A 20,409-nucleotide genomic window follows, 5' to 3' on the forward strand; every position below is an offset into this window, starting at 1 on the left:
AAAAATTTAACTAGCCGTTGTTTATTAATACCCCTTCATTAAATTTGCACTCCCATTCGCACTACGAGCGAATTAGGTATTGAAAATTGTAAGCGAGAGTAGCTCAGCTGGTAGAGCACAACCTTGCCAAGGTTGGGGTCGCGGGTTCGAATCCCGTCTCCCGCTCAATAGCTAAAAAGCGTGTTTACACGCTTTTTTAGTTTAAAGCCCTATTTGGCTACACTGTAGCTGTTGCCGGAGTGGTGGAACCCGCCTACCGGCAGGCAGGTTGGTAGACACAAGATGTATTTTGTTTATGCCATATCGAGTAAAACTCGGAACTACATTTATGTAGGCCTTAGCAACAATGTAGATAGGCGGTTCATTCAACACAATACAGGTCGCAATAAGACCACCAGGCCTTACAAGCCATTTGTGTTGTTTCACACGGAACAGTTCAATACGAGAGCTGAGGCACGAAAAAGAGAAAAGTATCTAAAGTATGTGTCAGGCAAAGAATACTTGAAAACGAAATTGGCTACACTGTAGCTGTTGCCGGAGTGGTGGAATTGGTAGACACGCAAGACTTAAAATCTTGTGAGCATCTGCTCGTGCGGGTTCAAGTCCCGCCTCTGGTACAAAAGCCTTCCCAATTTCTTGAGAAGGCTTTTTTATGCCTTTACTTTTTGGGGCTTTCTCATTGACGCTTATCGAAACACATTGGCATGTGCCAACCACATGCTGAGATATAAACAAGCTAACCTGAACTCGGCACAAAAAGGGGTTTATATGCGTTGATTAAAATAGGTTAATACCGCTTATATGATTCATATGGGATGTGACACTGTTATGCGCTAAATTCCTTCCTCATTTGAATCAATCCTAAAACCATGAAGAAGTCCAAAAGCAGCTCAATCACCATTGCCTTGAGCTTGGCTGTGTTTTGCTCAGCATTTTTTTATAGCATTTCAATTTCAGCGCAAACCATCGATTTTTCTAAGATGGAATCGCTCCAACCACGAAATATAGGGCCTGCCGGTATGAGTGGGCGAATCACGGCTATTGATGTCGTGCGTTCTAGCCCAGAACTCATTTATGCCGGTTCCGCTTCTGGTGGAGTGTGGAAGTCTGAAAGCGGAGGAATTGCTTGGGAGCCTATTTTCGATTCTGAATTACCCCTCTCTATTGGTGCTTTGGCCGTTAGCCAAAAAAACCCGGATGTAATTTGGGTAGGTACCGGAGAAGGAAACCCTAGAAACAGTTTAACGGGTGGATATGGTGTATATAAAAGCATTGATGCCGGTAATACCTGGCAACTGATGGGGCTAGAAAAGACCAGAAATATTCACCGAGTGATCATTCATCCTGATGATCCTAACACTGTTTATATTGGTGCCATAGGTTCTCCTTGGGGAGACCATGAGGAAAGAGGTGTTTACAAAACCACAGACGGAGGAGAGACTTGGGAAAAAGTACTTTATGTAGACCAAATGACCGGTGTTGGAGACATGGTCATGGACCCTTCTAACCCGAATAAACTATTGGTCAATATGTGGCAGCACAGAAGAGAGCCATGGTTTTTCACTTCCGGCGGACCCAGTTCAGGACTGTACTTAACTTTGGACGGTGGTAAATCTTGGAAAAAGCAAACAGCTGAAGACAACGGACTTCCAAAAGGTGATCTAGGCCGAATGGGTTTGGCATTTGCAGAAAATAGACCCGAAAGAGTTTATGCGATCATTGAAGCCAAAAACAATGCCTTCTACCAGTCAAATGATGGAGGTTTTACATGGAAAATGGTCAATAACAAGTCAGAAATTGGTAATCGGCCTTTCTACTACTTCGATATTTTTGTTGATCCTCAAAACGAGAACAGGGTATATAGCATTTACAGCAATGTTAGCGTTAGTGAAGATGGAGGGAAGTCATTTGAAAGATTAATCCCCAATGGCCTTATTCATGTAGATAATCATGCCTTATATGTCAATCCTGATAATCCTAAATACATGATTCTTGGAAACGATGGAGGTATGGCCATCACACGAGACATGGGTACCACTTGGCAGTTTATTGAAAATTTACCGCTCAGCCAGTATTATCACATTGCAGTAGATAATGAATTGCCTTATAATGTCTATGGCGGCATGCAAGACAATGGTAGCTGGACAGGCCCTGCTTATGCTTGGGTAAATGGTGGCTTAAGAAACGATTATTACCACCCCATGTCAGGGGGCGATGGCTTCGATGTATTACCAGATGCAGATGATTCAAGATTTGGTTTTTCCATGTCGCAGCAGGGTAATGTACTGAGGTATGACAAATACACTGGAAATTCAAAATATGTGAAGCCAATGCATCCTGATCCGGATGTAGAGCTAAGATTCAATTGGAATGCAGCAATAGCACAAGATCCTTTTGATAACAGCACGATTTATTTTGGAAGTCAGTTTGTACACAAAAGCCCAGATAAAGGCAGTAGCTGGGACATCATTTCTCCTGACCTTACTACTAACGATACCACCAAACAAAGACAAGATGAAAGCGGTGGCCTTACCATAGATGCGACAGGTGCAGAGAATCATACGACTATTTTGGCCATTGAACCAAGTCCACTAGAGCAAGGTGTTATTTGGGTTGGAACAGATGATGGAAATCTTCAATTGACTAGAGATGGTGGTAAAAGCTGGAATAATGTAATTAAGAACATTAAAGGAGTGCCTGAAGGAAGCTGGATTCCTCAGATCCATGCATCTCCCTATAATAATGGAGAGGCCATTGTGGTGATCAATAATTACAGAAGGTTCGATTTCAAACCCTATGTTTTCATGACCAAAAACTACGGTAAAAGCTGGAAATCGCTAGTTGGTGACAAAGGTATCTTCGGATACGCCCTTTCTTTTGTTCAAGATCCAGTAGAACCGAATCTTATGTTCTTAGGTACTGAACATGGTATGTATATTTCTATCGATGGTGCTGAAACATGGACGAAATTTAACAATGGCTACCCTAATGTTTCTACGATGGACATGGTCATTCAGGAGAGAGAAAGCGACTTGGTCATCGGTACTTTCGGTAGAGCAATTTATGTATTAGACGATATCCAGCCCTTGCGCGTACTTGCACAAAAAGGTCAGGAGAATGTTTTAAATACTTCCGTAACTGCAGTGCCGCCAAAAACGGCATATAAAGTAGATACCCGCTCTGGGAATGGACAACGACATCCTGGAAGTGCTACTTTCGAAGGGCAAAACAGAAGATATGGTTTTGCTGAAATCAAATTCTTTTCCAATCAACCAGAACAGAAAGCGAGCAGCAGCCGTGGAAGCCAGAGTAGAGGCGGTCGTGGAGGGCCTCAAGCTAAAATTGAAATTTTCGATATGGATGGAACCCTCGTCAGAAGCTTTGCCTCTCCCGTAAGAGATGGATTGAATATTGCCAGATGGAGATTTGATGAAAACCCTGTGGAGTCTGAAGATAGCTCTCCTCAAAATCAAACGGGTATTGCCAGATTCTTAACAGGAGGGGCACCTGCAATGCCTGGTACTTATCGAGTGAAAATTTCAGTGGGTGATGCTGCTGACGAAACTACTTTAACATACAAAATGGACCCGCGTCAAGACATTTCTATGGAAGCGCTAATTGCCAGCAGGGAATTGATGAGGGAAATTGGTAGCCTGTCACAAGATGTCCTAACTATGTCTAAAAAAGTATCCGAAGACTTGAAGCAGGTAGATAAAATTCTTGAGGCGCTTAAAGACAAAAGTGGAGATCAGTTTACTGAGATAAAAGAAAGATCGAAAAATGTCAAAAGTGACTTGGACGAACTACAATCATTGATTGGAAGCACAGAACGAGGTTTCCGAGGTGGAGACTCCGATGGTCCAACGCCTTTGTTGATCAACATCTTCACAGCCATGCGATCTATAAGCGGCTCAAATGACATGCCAGGTAGAACGCAAGAGATGTTGATGAATAGAGTCAAAACTCAGAAGGTAGAGGTTGAAAAGAAAATGGAGAGTTGGTATGCCGAAAACTGGAATCAATACCTCAGCGCTGTTAAGGTTTTGAACTTCAATCCGGTAGGTACTAATTAGAAAAATGATAATAGCTGAACTGCCTTGTTCTTAGCCCTTGGTATAGCAAGGATTAAGAGCGAGGCAGTTCATTCCCTTGCTTCTTTGAGGTTTATCATGAATGTTCTGGTAGCACAGGCTCACTTTTAGCTATTGCGCTTGGCCAATAAATCATCCATGCCAGAAGCATTGAACCACTCTTGTTCCCAGGCGGTCTCGAGTATGGCATTGATTCTCTTCATATAAACTGTCCTCAATCCATTTTCATAGATAAAAGATACGGCTTGTTCAAATGAACTGAACATGCTTTTATAGAAGGCTTCTTGATTGGTGTTTTTTTGCCCGTTGAATCTTTGTGCCGTCTCTAAGTTGAACAACATGACATCAGCGATTAATGCGGCATCCATTCCTAAAAGTAGAAACTGCTTGATGTACTTCTGAGCAACCGATCTTCTTGCCCTAGCCTTTCGTCCTTTGATAGGGAAATACTCATTCGCAATTTTGAATTTTGCCTCTTCCACCAGCTTATCTTCTTTCGGGTTGAACACAAAATTGTAATACGTCTTTACTGGTTTAAATCGCGTATACAAGTCTAAGACCTGATCTTCCAGCGCTTGCTTGCTCAGGCTTTGAAGATATTTGGTGAGTGCCCTTTTGCTCATTCTTCCAAATCAATTGCCCCATCCAATTGCAAGGCAATGACCGTGACCTGCTCGTCCAAAACTGCTTCTGGAATATCAATATAGAGTAAGCCCGGTTTGCTGCTCCAATACGGTTTGTTATGAATCTGTTGTGTCAGCTTGGTGCCATTGCCCACCACTCGGATGCGATTGACCTTGTTCTTCAGTCCTCGAACAACAATAGGTCCGTTGGGTCGATGAGGAACAAATAAATACAAGGTCTTTTTATCCTTGCTGAGGGTTGATGGCCCGTGATAGTAATTTGTGGGAATTCCTGCTTGCGAACCATAAATCGCCTCTTCGTGCTTGCGCGTCCAGCGGCCCATCTCTTCTAAAATAGCCGCTTGTTCCTCCGGAATAGTTCCGTCTGCCTTCGGTCCAATATCCAACAGCAGGTTACCACCCATGCTGATGCAGTCTATAAAAATGCGAATGATCTGGTTGGCGGTTTTGTAATTGGTGTCATTCGCCTGAAACCCCCATGAGTCATTCATGGTCATGCACAACTCCCAAAAGTCAGCGGTGGGTTTTGACAATGGAACGCCTTGCTCAGGGGTATCATAATCACCATGGCCCGCGAGTCTCGAGTTGATGATGGCCTTCGGATTTTCTTCAAGTAATTTTGTTCGAATTGTAGAAGCCCTCCACTCTTCTGCTGTATGTTCCCAGTCTCCATCGAACCACCAAAGGTCTGGTTGGTAAGTGGAGGAAAGCTCGTCGAGCTGTCCCTGCATCATGGTTTGAAAAGCTTGCCATCGCTTGGGGTCCTCTGTCAACTCGTATCGTTTTTCGTCCGTTTTGAAGTGTGTATACGTTTCGCTTGACCAATCCGGCAATGAAAAATAGATTCCCAATTTTAAGCCTTGCTTTCTTATTGCTTTGGTCAAGGGGCTTAACAGATCGCGCTTGGCTTTGGCATGTTGCACGGCGTTCAATTGGCCAAACTTGCTGTCCCATAAGGCAAAACCATCGTGGTGTTTTGATGTGATCACTGCATATTTAGCACCACTTTGTTTGATGAGCTTAGCCCATTGCTTCGGTTCATAGTTCTCCGCACCAAAACCGTCTGTTTGCTTGAGATAATCCGCATGAGAGATGTAGCCATTGTAAAACGACCAAGATTCGTCGATACCATTGACCGAATAAATCCCCCAATGGATGAAAATGCCCAGCTTGGCCTCTTCAAACCATTCCATTTTGGCTATGTCGCCCTGAGGGGTTTCTTGAGAAAAGGACTGCCGTTCTGAATAAAAAAAGATCAGAAATAGCCAGGCTGCAATTCGAGAAATTCTCTTCATGACGCACTAAATTGATTAAAAAAATAAAGAAAACCTCTACTTTGGAATATGCTTGTTTACAAGAAGTTCAAATTTACACGGGTATTTACCTTTGCAGGTTATCACATCATTTGGTTAAGTATTTATGTTTCTGCCATCATAATCGCTTACAAAGAATTTGACTTAACATGGCTAAGCATTCCGTGGATCCCCTTAGCGACATTGGGAACTGCCGTTGCATTCTATGTTGGTTTTAAGAATAACAGTGCTTATGACAGAGCATGGGAAGCCAGAAAGATCTGGGGAGCAATTGTAAATGACAGTAGAAGTTGGGCAACAAACCTCCGTGCCTTTTTAGGCGATACGGAAAATGAAAAAGGAAAATCCGTCGTGAGTGAATTGATTCACAGACATATTGCATGGCTCTATACCCTAAGAGTTCAGCTGTTAACACCTACAGACTGGGAGCACGATAGTCAAGAAGGATGGATCAGAACAAGAACTCGCTTTTTCAGAAAGCATTTTGGTTTGGGCCTCTTTGAAGAAGAAATCAGGTCTTCTGAAGTTTACAATTACCTGATCAATCCAGAGTTCGAAGAACTGAAGTATTACAAAAATCCACCAACGCACATCATTGATAAGCAGGCGCAACGCCTAAGAGATGCTTATGAACAAGGAATGCTAGACACTTTCAAACATATTGAATTGCAGAAACTGTTAAATAACTTTTATACCCATCAGGGGCAATGTGAACGGATAAAGAAATTTCCCTTGCCCAGACAATACGGAAACATGAGCCTTTACTTGGTCGCCATTTTCATCTTTTTACTTCCTTTGGGCATGATTTCAATTTTCAGTCAGCTTGAGGGCGTATATTTCTACAGCTGCATTCCGTTGACCGTATTGTTAGGCTGGGTCTACGTGGTGATGGAAACGGTTGGAGATGCTACCGAAAACCCTTTTGAAGGATTGGGTAGCGATATTCCAATGCTCTCCATTTGCCGCACTATTGAAATAGACCTCAGACAGATGCTAGGTGAAAAAGATATACCACCAGCCATCAAAGAAATAAATGGTATCTTGATGTAATCCTTTTAAATTGAGGGTAAACAAACGCTGAATCATAACTCAAACCAATTGATAACAACTATAAACAACGCCATCACCTGGATCAATGATGACTTTTGGCAAATGCTTTTGCTCTTTGGCATCAACTTGTTCTTCACCAGTTTGATCATCCGCCAATTGTATTACCGATTCTCCCAGCGCACGGATTTCGTCTTTACCTATTACATGGTCAGCATTGTGTTGTTTTTCCTCTGTTTTACTCTCAAGAAGTTTACACTAGACCTCGGCATGGCCCTCGGGCTGTTCGCCATCTTCGGTATTATTCGCTACAGAACCCAAACCATCAATGTGAAGGAGATGACCTATCTGCTCGTGATCATTGGGGTTTCCGTGATCAACGCACTTTTCAATGATAAAATGTCGGTAGCTGAGATCCTAGGCGCCAATGTGATCATTGTTTCAGGTATTTTGATCATTGAGCGATACGTAGTACAAAAAGTTTCAGTCAAAGAACGACAGGTCGTTTACGATAACTTAGACAATTTGAAACCGGAAAATGAGCAGAAGTTACTCACTGACCTAAAAGAAAAAACAGGTCTTGACATCACAAGCGTAAATATCGGCAAGATCGATTATACCAATAAAATGGCCACCCTAAACATTTTATACAGAGGATGAGTCGCTTAAAGCCGATCTATTTGCTCTCTTTGTTCTCCTTCTTGTCCTTTCAACAAGCGGTAGGTCAAGAACGCCTTCAAGATGCTGAATTATGGCTTAAAATTGCTGCCGAAGCCAAATTAAGTAAAAAGCTAGAGATTGGACTGGAAGAACAGATACGCTTCGACCAGAACATCAGTGAGCTAAAAAGTTACTTCACAGAAATGGCATTGGGCTACGACCTCAGTGAACAAATTGCCTTGCTCGGCCGCTTGCGCTATACAACGCGCAACGATAACAGTGGTGCTACACAAGGAGAGTTTAACTTTTTACGCTATCAGTTGGGCACTCGGATCAAGCATCGAACCGGACAGTTTCGATTCAGTCATCGCTTGCTCTATCAACGGGCCGACAGAGTAGACATTAGACCTGATGAAGGAGACATCATTGTAAAGTATTTCCGGTACCGCTTCAAAACGGAATATAAAATCAAAAACTGGTCGTATGATCCGGAAGTGTCGCTAGAATATTTTCGGCCTTTTGAAAATCCTTTGGATGACCGACCGGATGCCATTCGCTTGAATGTGGGTACAGAAAACAGCCTCGACAACATTGGTACTTTCGGCATCCAGTATCGCTACGAATGGACGGTGAATTATGCCTTCCCTCGAGCCAACCACATCATTGCCTTAAGCTATTCCTATAATTTTTAATTACCAATCGCTCATTTGCTCATCCATCCAAAAATGGCGACTAATGATCCAAGCTTTAAGGTAATCTAACTCTTCCTGATACGTTTGGCCAACAAAACTATTGAAAGGCAATGTGGTGCCCAAAACTGGCCATCGGTCATAATTCCTTTCAACCGCACCATTTTCATTTAAGTAAGCCGCCCATTGATCGATGATGTTCATCATGTTCGCTACACTCAATTGGCCGGATTTATGTAACTCCCAACGTTGCTTGATCACGGCTTTGAATTGAGGGTCTTCCAGCAGTCGTTCCCACCAAAAATGGATGAGCCAAAGGTCTCCTGGAAAATTCCGATTGTATTGGTACATCCATCCCGTGCGGGCACTCCTACCATCGTTGCCAAAGGCCAAATTAAAATCCCAAATAGGACCCATCTTCAGTTTGTCGTTTTGTGGTTTGTGCAAAAAAGTGCTCAGGCGATAACCATCCGGATTGGCTGCGATCTCGTTCAAAATGAAAAAATCGGCAAAGCTGTTCAAGTCGATATACCGCGTATAGGCTCTACTCTCGGTTGTAAAATCGTCGTTAAGCAATGCTTCTTCAAATGCTGCAATGTATCCCTGGATATAGTCTTTTTGTGCCTGGTTGATCTCGTCTCGATTAGGGTACTCGTACAAGAAGTATGTTTCCTCTCCTCTTTTGTCTCCATAAGGTTCGTAGGCTAAAGAGGAACCATCGGCACTATAGGCTGATCGAAAGCCTAATCGCTCGCTGTACAAGGCATCGCCTGCCCAATCTGAATTTCCCGTATCTCCGCTTGTTTTATCGATCTTCAAAAGGTAACCTCCGGTCAGTGCGTCACCAGAAGTGACCCCCGCATTCATGCGCTCAATGTCCACCCGATTAACCCCTCTCTTAATTCGTTCCATCATGACGTAAAGGCCAAGGTATTCGCCATTCTGCTCGACCTCTACAAATTGAGTCTCGGGGGCATAGACACCAATTTGGTTACTCAGCAAATAGATCAAGGCGTTGCGCATAAACGTTTTGTCGCTGTAGGGTCCGTAAAGAACCCAATCCTCTTCATCACCAAATCCAAATAGATCTAAACTACGGTCTTCACCATTCACCTCTTTCAATTCGATGCCATAGGATTTTTTAGGAAAGAGGCGACGTGAGGTCGACCCCCTCAATTCGATGCCCATTTCTGACGCATACAACTCCTCTCCTTGGTTGTAAATAAAAATCCTACCGGGAACCTTCGGCTCGTCCGGAATCTCTTCATCGGCCTCAAATGACACAAAAGGAACATTGCTTTGGTCGAACCCGGTATTCCCATTTGGTATGGTCGCTACTTCTGGGTCTGAACAACCAAAAAAAACCACCAAGGCAAGAATGACTACGCGTTTTATCATATAACAAATATACGGCTGAAAGATGAGTTTAGTGTATAGCGTCAAGAAAGACTTAAACTTTCATTCATTTAACGGATTAGCCTACCTGGGCTTAATTTGTATGAATCATTATTCCTATCTTCCCTTTTGAATTAACAAACTATGGAAATCAGTTTTTCATTGAATAATGAGCCGGTAACCGTTGAAGCAGAGGGTAGTACCCCTTTACTTTGGATACTTCGAGACACCTTAAATAAAAAAGGGACCAAATTCGGTTGCGGAAAAGGCGCCTGCGGTGCCTGCACGGTCAATATCGACGGCATTGCCATTCGCTCATGCTCTTATCCCGTGATGGCCGTAGCGGATAAAGAAGTGTTAACCATTGAAGGGCTACCGGCCGACCATCCAATCAAAAAAGCCTGGAAAGAAGAGATCGTTCCGCAATGCGGGTATTGTCAGCCCGGTTTTATGATGGCCACCAATGCCTTATTGAATAGAAAAACAGCCGTCACGGATGAAGACATAGACAATAACATCTCCAACGTCTGTAGATGTGCTACCTATTATAGAATGCGGAAGGCGATTCATCGCGCCTCAACACTAAGCCAAGAAAACGTCCAGCCATGAGTGAGAAAAAGCAGAAAAAAGGTTGGTCAAGAAGGAAGTTTCTCGTGCGATCAACAGCCGGTCTAGGCCTTGTGATTGGAACAGGGTATTTCACGAAGAGTATTTGGCGAAGATATCTGGCTGAATTTGCCAATACCATCGATACTCCATATCAGGGAACCTCATCCGATCCGACCATTTGGTTCGAATTAACCGCTCGCAATCAGGTGATCTTACACTCGACCAAAGTAGAAATGGGACAAGGTGTACATACCGGGCTCGCACAAATTGCAGCAGAAGAGCTTGGGGCCCGAATGGAACAAATGAAAGTAGTACATGCAGAGTCCATGTCGGGCAATGTCGACATGTTCGCAACAGGCGGAAGTACTTCCATTTCGAGTTTATGGACTCCTTTGCGTGAAATTGCCGCCACCATGAGAGAAATGATTCGCAACGAAGCGGCAAAGATCATGAAAACCACTCCCGATCAAATTAAAGTGGAAAATGGCACCGTCACGGATGGCAAAGACATTTTCACTTTCGGTGAGGTTGTTCAATTAGTCAAAGAGTGGGAAGAGGTAAAGAAACCGAGCCTGTCCCCCATTGAGAATTCAAGGTATATCGGCAAACCTATTCCGCGCATAGACCTTGACGATAAAATAAATGGAGCTCCTATTTATGGAATGGATGCAGAAATGCCTGAAATGCTCTATGGCGCGGTGCTCCGCTCTCCTTTTGTCGATGCCAGTTTGAAGAGTGTAGACACATCCGCAGCGGAAAAGATGCCCGGAGTAGTGAAAGTGGTCAAGGAAGAGGACTTTGTGGGAGTAGTTGCCAACTCCTTTGTTGAAGCAGAGAAAGCCAAAGAAGCCATTGAGGCTGAATGGTCCAAAAACAATACCTGGAACTACAAGGACCTTGAAGCCATGATTGAGGTGGGCAAAGGAAAAGCTCAACCCATTCAACGATCGGGCGATGCCGCTTCACTTTTGGCCGATGAAGAAGGACTGATTCAAGCAGCATACAAAAGCCCAATGGGCGCACATGCCCAATTAGAACCTAATGGTGCCGTTGCTTTTGTGGAAAAGGACAAAGCCACAATCATCATGTCAACGCAAGTCGTTGAACTGACAAGAAAAGAAATTGCCAAACGTCTTGGCTTTAGCAAAGATCAAGTCAACATCAAACCCACCTTTTTAGGTGGTGGTTTTGGCAGGAGGCTACACACGCCCAATGCCATTCAGGCAGCCGTGATGTCAAAAGCGGTGGGTAAACCCGTCAAGAGTTTTTTGAGCAGAAAAGAGGAATTTCAGCATGATACCTTCAGACCGCCTACGCATCATGTCTTAAAAGCAAAACTGAACGATGAGGGGCTCATTGAAGCACTTGAACATCATGTCTCAAGCGGCGATGTTTCCTATGGTTCGCCCCTTTTACCGGCTTTCGTCAATAACCTCATGGGGTCAGATCTCGGTGCCTGGAGAGGTGGGATGATCCACTATTCGGGGATTCCAAACTACCAAGTCATTTCCTGGAGAGTACAGCTTCCTTTTGCCACAAGTTGGTGGAGAAGCTTGGGTTTATTGGCGAATACCTTCGCCATCGAGAGTTTCATGGACGAGCTGGCGGAAAAGGCAGGAAAAGATCCGATTGCTTTCCGTTTGGCCCAGATCGATGACAGCAAAAGAGGCCAACGGCTTAAAGCGGTGATCGAAGCTTGTCGAGACAAAGCAAATTGGAAGGCAGGAGCCTCAGAAGGCAGAGCACTAGGTTTTGCCTGTTCCACCGACGTCAATGTACCTTGCGCGCACATTGCGGAAGTATCCGTGAAAGAAGGGGAAATTCAAGTTCACAAAGTCACTTGTGCCATGGACCCCGGTATGGTCATCAATCCAGATCAGGTCAAAGCACAATGCGAAGGCTCCATCATCATGGGCTTAAGTGCGGCCATGTTCGAAAAAATGACCTTGGAAGAAAATGAACTCAAGCCGATCATTTATGGCCCCTACAAAATGGCACAACTCAAGCATGCCCCAAAAGAGATCGATGTGGTGCTCTTGGAAAACGACGATAAACCAGGCGGCGTTGGTGAGCCTCCATTGGGACCAATTGGTGCAGCCATTGCCAATGCAGTGTATCAATTGACCGGAGAGCGAAAACGCAGCATGCCTCTGGCTGAAGCATAAGGAAGGGCCGCTCAATCTTGAGGCGGCTTATGAGCAACCAAGCCTTCGGTATATAAATTGGGGTTTTCCAGGACCAAATTTAGGATGACCCGGACTATCTCTCCCATATTGTTGCAGGCTAAAAAACGTGGCTCGTTATAATAAGTGGCCAACTCCTTTTTCAATTGATCGATCTTGTCTTTTGAAGAGAGCTGGTCGTGTGACATGGCATCCAAGAGATCTACTATTCGTTATTTTTCAGTTTTGATTCGATTGCCGACCAAGACGCGCTCTTCTTTTCTGTATTGTCGAGCTGTTTCAGGTGTCATTTCTTCCAATCCGATGGAGATCAAGGGGTTGTTCTGCTTAAAGTATTGGGGAAGATAAATGTTCTTTTTCCCTTCATAGGACTGCTGGTCAAAATCAATGGACTTGATCCGGTAAGTGATCTCCTCAAAGTCTGGCGTGACATCAACCACAAAATTACTCGAATGCATATCACCCAACAACCGGACGAAACAACGTTCATTAAATTTGACGAACTCCTTGGCCAGTCGAGTCTTGTTCAATTGCTCTTGACCCAAATAGTTTTTGATAAAGGCGTCGCCCGGAATACCAATGATGTGCTCCTCGATCAAGGTATCGGCATGCACGAAGTAATTGATGCGGTTCGGGGAAAGGAGGTGTTCTAGTTCCAATCCGTAGATCCTAGAGGCGTCTGCATTTTTTACATAGAAATAGTCGAAGTTATCGTTGATGTCATTGACCACCCGGATGCGAAAAGGCTGCGTGAACCTCTCGCATATCTGCCTGAGGATAAAAAACACTTTGCCAGAGCGTATCATTGCCTCCACTGTCGTATAGAGGGATTGCGCTATCATAGCGAAGAAGATCGGCGTATTCGATAGGCGCTTCTACTAACCGATCGTATTGGGAGAGGTATGCCCTCAATTCCTGACTGATAGCGACAGGAATCTTCTTCTTACTGATCATAACCATGCTGAAAAATTACGCATATGTTCCCTAAGAAATCATGACGCATCTCATGGCTTTTGCTTTTTGACAGTTCTGTGACAGATAAAAAGGACAGAGGTTTAACTTCTATGCGTAAAGCGATGAAAATGAAAAAATCATTGCCTCCTTCATTCTCGTGGTTGGTATAGTTCTAATCAGTTGCCAAAAAGACAAAGCTGTAGGTAGGTTACGATGTAAACCAACTTCGTGGTATTTGGGTCGTTGAAATAAGTGATTCTTTCTTCGAAGAATAAACAGTATTCGCAGAATAGGAGTTCTGCTCCTATGATCGCCACCGAGAAGTTCGAAAAAATAGAGGTAGCCTCTGCTGAACACTTAAGGGATTGGTTGAAAGAGAATCACCACAGAGATGAGAGTTTTTGGTTAGTCATATGTAAAAAAAGCATCCCGGACAAATACGTCTCAACCGAACAGGTTTTAGATGAACTCCTAAGTTTTGGATGGATCGACGGTATCAGAAGAAAACTCGATGAAGGGCGTACCATGCAACTCATCTGCCAACGCAAAACCCAGCATTGGACAAAAACTTACAAAGACAGAGCCCAAAAACTGATCAATCAAGGTAAAATGGAGGAACCTGGGTTTCAATCCATCGAAGCAGGAAAGCTTTCGGGACTCTGGCATTTTATGGATGATGTAGATGCACTGATTATTCCTAATGATCTTGAAAAAGCACTCAAGAAAAAGTCAGAGGCCTTTACTTTCTTTGTCAATATCAACCCCTCAAGCAAACGCTTCGTGTTACGCTGGTTAAAGCTGAGTAAAACTGAAAAAACAAGATCGAAGCGCATCGATGAATTGGTTGAACTTTCGGCAAAGGGTGAGAAGCTGAAAGGCAGTTAACAAACTAGCTTATAGCCAAAACCTCTCACATTAAGAATCTGAATGTTTTCGTCCGCCGCCAACTTTTTACGCAGTTTTGTAATGAAAACATCCATGCTTCGGGCATTAAAAAAATCATCGCTGCCCCAAAGTGTTTTGAGGATCAAGGTACGGTCAGTCAGCTCATTTTTATAATTCAACAAGGTCTGCAGCAGCTGCGCTTCTCGATGGGTCAGCATTTCCTGCTCTCCATCGATTGTCAAAGTTTGCTTAGCAGGGTTGAAGCTAAACCTCCCGATCATCAGCTCTTCTGAACTGTTTTTCCCATTCCCCCGATTGAGCAGTGATTGAATCCTTACGATCAGCTCCTCCATGCTGAACGGCTTTTTGAGATAGTCATTCGCGCCATAACCAAATCCTTCCACCACATCTTCTGTCCTGGATTTAGCCGTTAGAAAAATAATGGGAATCGTGGTGTTTTGTCTGCGGATCTCTTGGACCAAGGTAAAACCATCCATCTTGGGCATCATCACATCAAGAACCAACAGCTCTGGCCTTTGCAGTTCGTATTGCTTTTTGGCTTCCTCTCCATCTTCACAAAGAATCACATCAAAGCCCCTGGTTTCTAAGCTTTCTTTGACGATGGTTCCCAGGGCCAATTCATCCTCTGCCAATAAAATCTTATGTCTGTCCATCTTAAATACTGATGACGAATTTTGTTTCCCTCTCTTTCACCTGAAGTGCTATGGTACCACCATGTTTTTCGACCATGGCTTTCGAATAATAGAGTCCGATACCAAAGCCCTTTACGTTGTGCACATTACCCGTGGGTACTCGATAAAATTTTTCAAATAGGCGTTCCTGCTGCTGCTTGTCTAGCTTTCCACCATCATCGATCACCTCCCAGATGATCTTGCCTCCTTGTGCGCTTAAGCGCACCTCGACGTTGTCTCCACCATATTTTAAAGCATTGTCGATCAAATTACTGATGGCATTCTCCATATGAAAAAGGTCGATGTCGACCCATCTTTCGTTCAATGCATTCTGAAAAATCAGCTCCTTGTTTCCTTTCACCAATTCGAATTTCTCAAGTAATTTTTTGGTCATTTGAACAACTTCTACCGATTCTTTTGCCAATTCGATCTGATCGGAGTCAATGGTCGCCGTTTCAAGTAATTTCTCCACCATCGTATTGAGCTTTTTTAGCTGGTCAGATGAAATGCCCAAATACTTTTTCGTTTTCTCCAGGTCATTTTTCTCATTAAAAAGGGCAATGCCTTCGATGGCTGTACTAATGGTAGCAATCGGTGTTTTAAACTCATGAGTGATGTTACTGATCAGGTCGTTCTTGATTTCAGCCAATTGCTTTTGCTCATTGATCACTCGATACAAATAGAGCAGGGAGCCAACTACGGAAGCAATGATCAAGAGTGAAATAAATAAATCGACGCCACCCTTCTTGAGAATGGCGAGCGATTCATTCTCATAACGAATCTGTAGGCTTTGGTTTCGGGGCAGATAGGTTGATTTAGATAATGAAACCAATTGAAATTTAGGGTTATCTTCTCTTGATCGATACTCCTGAGTTGTGGTTTTATGGACCAATTGATACGCAATCGTAATTTTTTTCCGTTCAAGTTCTTGATTCAAATAACCATTAAGGCGGTCAAAATCCAGGCCCCCTTCGCGCAGAGCAACCAGTATCTTTTTGGCCATCAACTGCAACTCTATTGAATCTCCCAATGGCCGGAACCTATTTCTGACTTCGATTTGGGTCAACGAGTCCGGTTGCAATCGTAGGACCATGCCTGAATCTTGGTGTATCTCTGTCGTTGTAAATGACGAAGGAAGACTATCTTCTTTCAGCACGTACGCTTTTAAATCAAATCGCTTTTCACTACCTGACGAAAAACGCATACTGCTATCGATTGTGCTTTCCCGTCTGATCGTGAGCCCTTTTGTGGCTAGTATGGAGTCTGAAAATTCGGACGTTTCTGTAATAAAAACCAAATCATTACGTGCCCGATCAGCATAGTATGCCTCAACGGCTAGATCTAATGCCTGCTGGACATCCCGTTCAAACCGTTGTTTATTGACACGGTAGTTCTGCACATTGGTGTATACCTGAGCAGCCACGGTGACCACCACCGTGATGGAAATTAGGTAAATGATTCGCTTGAATTTCGTTGCATTCACAAATCAAAGATACTGAGTAAAAAGGAATGGATTTCCTTATCTTAACAGACGTTAACACTGCTTAACACATTTTTTTAAGTGGATTGCCTTGATTTGTTGCATCAAAAAAACAAACCCATGAAAAGTTTAACACAACGTATCCTCTTGATCATCGGCATTTTTGTCGCTGGAATTGTCACCCTGTCCGCACAGCAATTTGAAGGCAAAGCCATCTACCAGTCTGCGCGTAAAATGGGAGAATTTTCAATTAAAGCAGAAGGCGTGACGCCAGAAATGGAAGCCCAGCTTAGGCAGCAAATGGCCAAGCAGTTTCAAAGAGAATACGAATTGACATTCAATCTGACCGAATCGATTTGGAAAGAGGAAGAAAGCCTAGGCGGAGGACCTGCTACGGCTTCAGCAGGAGGTATGATGATCCAAGTACAATCGGCAGGCGGAGGATTGACCTACAAGAACACCGCCGAAAATCTGTTCATGCAGGAGACAGAAGTATTCGGCAAACCTTTTCTTGTTAAGGATGAATTAGAACCTAAAGAATGGGAGCTTACCCAAGAAAGTAAGAAAATCGGTAATTACACCGCTTACAAAGCCATCTATACGTATTACAGGGAAGGCATGTCAATGTCGTTCAATAGCGATGAAGACCAAAATGAAATGGAAAAAGTCATTGATACCATCAAAATTGAAGCGTGGTATACGCCTGATATTCCTGTTTCACAAGGACCATCGAATTTCTGGGGCTTGCCGGGTCTGATCATGGAAGTCAATGACGGCAGCATGTCCTATGTCTGTACCAAGGTCATCCTAAATCCGGAAGATAAAATCAAGATCAAACGACCAAATAAAGGCAAGGAGGTCACTAGAGAAGAGCTGCGAATCATCACGGAAGAAAAGACTCAGGAAATGATGAAGAAATACAGCAATGGAAACGGTGAGGTGACAATCAAAATTGGTCGAGGATAGCACAAAGTCCCAAAGGTCAACTCATGAAACAACTCATTTTATTCTTTCTCTTCTTCTCTTTTACAGCAACGGTCAATGCCCAAGAGAAGGTCAACTACTTCGGAGAAGTACGAGATACACTCGGCTCCCCTTTACAGTTTGCCAATGTATTGGCCCTCGATACGGTCACGAACAAAATGGCAGCTTTTGCGGTCACCAACCAACAAGGCCAATTCAGGCTGAGTTTGGAAGCCAACAAAGCCTATAAGTTGCAGGCTACATTTATCGGCTACCTGCCTTTTGAGGGCTATTTTTCTCCAACAGAGAGCAACAGCATTCCTTATCGAATCACCTTAAAAAGTGATGTGAAGCGGCTTAACGATGTGGAAGTCGTACAAGAAATGCCCGTGCTCATTCAAGGGGACACCATAACCTATAAAGCGGACGTATTTACGCAAGGCAACGAACGAAAGCTGGAGGATGTTCTCCAGGACCTGCCAGGTTTTGAAGTAGATGAAGACGGCGGAGTGAAAGTGCAAGGCAAAGACGTAAGCAAAGTACTCGTTGATGGCAAAGAGTTTTTTGAAGGAGACACCAAACTCGCCACCAAGAACCTCCCTGCCAACGTGGTTGATAAAGTACAAGTGCTCCAAAACTACAACGACATCAGTCCGTTGAGCGGAGTAAACAACAGCGAAGAGATCGCACTCAATATTCAACTCAAAGAGGACAAAAAGAATATCGTTTTCGGAGACATTGAGGCTGGTGGAGGTCCTGAAGGGCGCTATTTAGGGCATGCCAATACCTTCTACTACAATGCAAAAACGAACATCAACCTTATTGCCGACGCCAATAACGTAGGAATACCTGCGTTCACCATGCGCGATTACTTTCGGTTCAGCGGAGGCTTTGGCGGTTTTGCTCGAGGCAGTGGCTCCTCATTTAATATCACCTCCAACAATTTGGGCATCCCCATGGCTGAGCGAAACAATGCCAGAGAACTCAATAACCTGTTGGGTGCCCTCAATTACAATTTCACGCCAAGTAACAGCTGGCGCATAAGTGGCTTTGCCATAGGGTCTCAAGTGGACAATACCCTAGGCTCGGTTTCACAAAGAACGTACATTTTACAACCAGGAGATAACGAAGAACTGTTGGCCTCTCAAACCAATGTCAATAGCCGTTCGGGTTTAGGGAAGTTGAGCATTAAATACGTGCCAAATCCTAACTTACAAATTGACTACGGCGCCTTTGCACGAACTTCTGACCTATCCACCAGCACCAGCTCTCTTTCTGAATTCGGCGGTAATTCAAATGAGATCGTGGGAATAAATACGCAACGTCCCTTATCTGTAGAACAACAATTGCGTGGATTTTGGGCAGCAAATGATCGCGACATCATCTCGTTCGAAGCCAATTACAATTACCAATTTCAAGATCCTCTGTTCGATCTATTGACAACTCAACGACCTTTTGCCGCCTTGATCCCAACGCAAGGCACAAGTCCATTCAATTTACTCCAGTTTAAAGAAGTGACCACCCATAATCAGGAAGCGGCGATCAACTATTACCGCATTCTGAATAAAACCAACCACATCAACTTCAAAGTAGGCAATGTGTACTCACGTCAAAACCTGACATCTCAGCTGGTCGAACGACTTGATGATGACTCTGAATTGCCAATCAGCGATCCTCAGCTTCAAAATGATGTGGACTTTACTTTTAAAGATTTCTATGCTTCGGTACTCTACAAAACCAAATGGGGCAACCTCGAATTTACGCCTAGTTTGAACTTGCATTACTATGAGATTGAGAACCGCCAGTTCGATCAAGCCGATGGTTTTACCAAAACGCTGCTTCTACCTTCAGTGAATGCCCGCTACAACTTCCGGCAATCCCATTCACTCACTTTCAATTACGATGTGACCGCGGACTTCACCGACGTGCAGAACTTTGCCAGAGGCATCATGGTGAGAAATTACAACAATCTATTTGCGGGAAACCCCATGTTGCGCAACAGCTTATACCACAACCTGTCCCTGAATTACTTCAACTTCAACATGTATAATTTTTTAAATATTTATGGGGGCTTGAACTATTCGAAACGCTTGAATGACGTCAGCAACTTCATTCGCTTCGACGGGTTAGAACGAATCAACTTGCCCATCAACATCGACGCCGCCAACGAAAGCACCTCAGCTTTTGCCAGCATTGACAAGCGCTTTGATGCTTTTCGGGTAAGCCTTTCCGGTAATTGGTCGCAAAACCTGACCAACAATATCATTTCTGATGTTCAAAACCTGAATGAATCATTCAACCAATCCTACAAATCGTCAATCGATACACGATTGTGGAAGGTCATTCAACTTGAGCTGGCCTATCAGCTGTCTTTGAACAATTATAGTGGAGTGAATAATGCAAACAGTTTCGAAAACCATCAGCCGTCAGCCAACCTATCCGTTGATTTTCTGAAGAGCTTTACGTTTGAAGCAGACTATCAGTACAACCGCTACGTGAACAATGGCACAAACAATGAGCAAACATTTGACCTGTTTGATGCGGAACTGCGCTTCCGAAAAGAAGGTAGCCCCTGGGAATTCAAAGTGGAAGGAATGAACCTATTCAACACTAGAGGCGTGCGAATGGATTCCTTTAATGAAAGCTTGATCAGTACTTATGAATACTTCATTCAAAAAAGGTATTGGTTATTATCAGTAATGTTTGATCTATAAATAATCTCAACGTTAAACGTCATTCCCGCGAATGCGGGAATCTCCCATTGAAAGCGTAAAAAGCAATGAGATTCTACACAGCTCTTTGGG

General features: G+C 43.7%; 15 protein-coding genes, 2 tRNA genes and 1 pseudogene. 12 read left to right on the plus strand and 6 right to left on the minus strand.

Annotation, left to right across the window (positions count from 1 at the left end):
* Positions 1 to 92: 92 nt before the first annotated feature.
* From AC2D6U_RS10825 to AC2D6U_RS10840, 4 genes are all read left to right on the plus strand, one after another.
* Positions 93 to 165, plus strand: a tRNA-Gly gene (locus tag AC2D6U_RS10825).
* Between the two features lie 117 nt (positions 166 to 282).
* On the plus strand, positions 283 to 528 hold the full coding sequence (locus tag AC2D6U_RS10830; RefSeq protein ID WP_484721002.1) for a GIY-YIG nuclease family protein: 246 nt from the start codon (positions 283 to 285) through the stop codon (positions 526 to 528).
* A gap of 5 nt (positions 529 to 533) precedes the next feature.
* Positions 534 to 617, plus strand: a tRNA-Leu gene (locus tag AC2D6U_RS10835).
* Positions 618 to 869: 252 nt separating this feature from the next.
* Positions 870 to 4,073 carry a VPS10 domain-containing protein gene (locus tag AC2D6U_RS10840; protein WP_484721003.1) on the plus strand — a complete coding sequence of 1,068 codons (3,204 nt, stop codon included), beginning with the start codon at positions 870 to 872 and terminating at the stop codon, positions 4,071 to 4,073.
* Positions 4,074 to 4,198: 125 nt separating this feature from the next.
* Here AC2D6U_RS10840 and AC2D6U_RS10845 read toward each other — a convergent pair whose 3' ends face one another.
* A complete protein-coding gene (locus tag AC2D6U_RS10845) occupies positions 4,199 to 4,714 on the minus strand; it encodes a DUF6155 family protein (protein ID WP_484721004.1) in 516 nt (171 codons plus the stop codon).
* The gene (locus AC2D6U_RS10850) at positions 4,711 to 6,030 is read right to left on the minus strand and encodes an alpha-L-fucosidase (protein ID WP_484721005.1); all 1,320 of its coding nucleotides are present in this window, start codon (positions 6,028 to 6,030) and stop codon (positions 4,711 to 4,713) included. The genes AC2D6U_RS10845 and AC2D6U_RS10850 overlap by 4 nt, the downstream gene beginning before the upstream one ends.
* Before the next feature lie 48 nt (positions 6,031 to 6,078).
* On the opposite strand from AC2D6U_RS10850, the gene AC2D6U_RS10855 reads away from it, so the two are divergent.
* From AC2D6U_RS10855 to AC2D6U_RS10865, 3 genes are read left to right on the plus strand one after another with little or no spacing between them, the layout of a single operon-like run.
* A complete protein-coding gene (locus AC2D6U_RS10855) occupies positions 6,079 to 7,098 on the plus strand; it encodes a bestrophin family protein (protein ID WP_484721006.1) in 1,020 nt (339 codons plus the stop codon).
* A 48-nt stretch (positions 7,099 to 7,146) separates the two neighbouring features.
* On the plus strand, positions 7,147 to 7,755 hold the full coding sequence (locus AC2D6U_RS10860) for a DUF4956 domain-containing protein (protein ID WP_484721007.1): 609 nt from the start codon (positions 7,147 to 7,149) through the stop codon (positions 7,753 to 7,755).
* Positions 7,752 to 8,447: a DUF2490 domain-containing protein gene (locus AC2D6U_RS10865; RefSeq protein ID WP_484721008.1), complete on the plus strand. Its 696-nt coding sequence runs from the start codon at positions 7,752 to 7,754 to the stop codon at positions 8,445 to 8,447. Before AC2D6U_RS10860 ends, AC2D6U_RS10865 begins: the two co-directional genes overlap by 4 nt.
* Here AC2D6U_RS10865 and AC2D6U_RS10870 read toward each other — a convergent pair whose 3' ends face one another.
* Positions 8,448 to 9,842, minus strand: a complete 1,395-nt coding sequence (locus tag AC2D6U_RS10870; RefSeq protein WP_484721009.1) for a CotH kinase family protein — start codon at positions 9,840 to 9,842, stop codon at positions 8,448 to 8,450.
* Between the two features lie 141 nt (positions 9,843 to 9,983).
* On the opposite strand from AC2D6U_RS10870, the gene AC2D6U_RS10875 reads away from it, so the two are divergent.
* Both AC2D6U_RS10875 and AC2D6U_RS10880 read left to right on the plus strand, forming a co-directional pair.
* Positions 9,984 to 10,448, plus strand: a complete 465-nt coding sequence (locus AC2D6U_RS10875; protein WP_484721010.1) for a (2Fe-2S)-binding protein — start codon at positions 9,984 to 9,986, stop codon at positions 10,446 to 10,448.
* Positions 10,445 to 12,613 (plus strand): xanthine dehydrogenase family protein molybdopterin-binding subunit, encoded by a 2,169-nt coding sequence (locus AC2D6U_RS10880; RefSeq protein WP_484721011.1) that lies wholly within the window; start codon positions 10,445 to 10,447, stop codon positions 12,611 to 12,613. Before AC2D6U_RS10875 ends, AC2D6U_RS10880 begins: the two co-directional genes overlap by 4 nt.
* Positions 12,614 to 12,624: 11 nt before the next feature.
* Here the strand turns inward: AC2D6U_RS10880 and AC2D6U_RS10885 are convergent.
* Positions 12,625 to 13,591 (minus strand): annotated as a pseudogene (locus AC2D6U_RS10885) (hypothetical protein).
* 300 nt (positions 13,592 to 13,891) lie between these two features.
* Here AC2D6U_RS10885 and AC2D6U_RS10890 point away from each other — a divergent pair.
* Complete coding sequence (locus AC2D6U_RS10890) at positions 13,892 to 14,470, plus strand: YdeI/OmpD-associated family protein (RefSeq protein WP_484721012.1); 579 nt, start codon at positions 13,892 to 13,894, stop codon at positions 14,468 to 14,470.
* Here the strand turns inward: AC2D6U_RS10890 and AC2D6U_RS10895 are convergent.
* Together AC2D6U_RS10895 and AC2D6U_RS10900 are read right to left on the minus strand one after the other, a co-directional pair.
* Complete coding sequence (locus AC2D6U_RS10895) at positions 14,467 to 15,144, minus strand: response regulator transcription factor (protein ID WP_484721013.1); 678 nt, start codon at positions 15,142 to 15,144, stop codon at positions 14,467 to 14,469. The genes AC2D6U_RS10890 and AC2D6U_RS10895 overlap by 4 nt on opposite strands.
* Before the next feature lies 1 nt (position 15,145).
* Positions 15,146 to 16,645, minus strand: coding sequence for a sensor histidine kinase (locus AC2D6U_RS10900; protein WP_484721014.1), 1,500 nt, complete (start codon positions 16,643 to 16,645; stop codon positions 15,146 to 15,148).
* 117 nt (positions 16,646 to 16,762) lie between these two features.
* Here AC2D6U_RS10900 and AC2D6U_RS10905 point away from each other — a divergent pair, with 117 nt between their 5' ends.
* Together AC2D6U_RS10905 and AC2D6U_RS10910 are read left to right on the plus strand one after the other, a co-directional pair.
* Positions 16,763 to 17,608 (plus strand): GLPGLI family protein, encoded by an 846-nt coding sequence (locus AC2D6U_RS10905; protein WP_484721015.1) that lies wholly within the window; start codon positions 16,763 to 16,765, stop codon positions 17,606 to 17,608.
* A gap of 23 nt (positions 17,609 to 17,631) precedes the next feature.
* Positions 17,632 to 20,319: a carboxypeptidase regulatory-like domain-containing protein gene (locus tag AC2D6U_RS10910; protein ID WP_484721016.1), complete on the plus strand. Its 2,688-nt coding sequence runs from the start codon at positions 17,632 to 17,634 to the stop codon at positions 20,317 to 20,319.
* The last annotated feature ends 90 nt before the right edge of the window (positions 20,320 to 20,409 follow it).

The sequence above is a fragment of the Roseivirga sp. YIW32 genome (assembly GCF_057219245.1).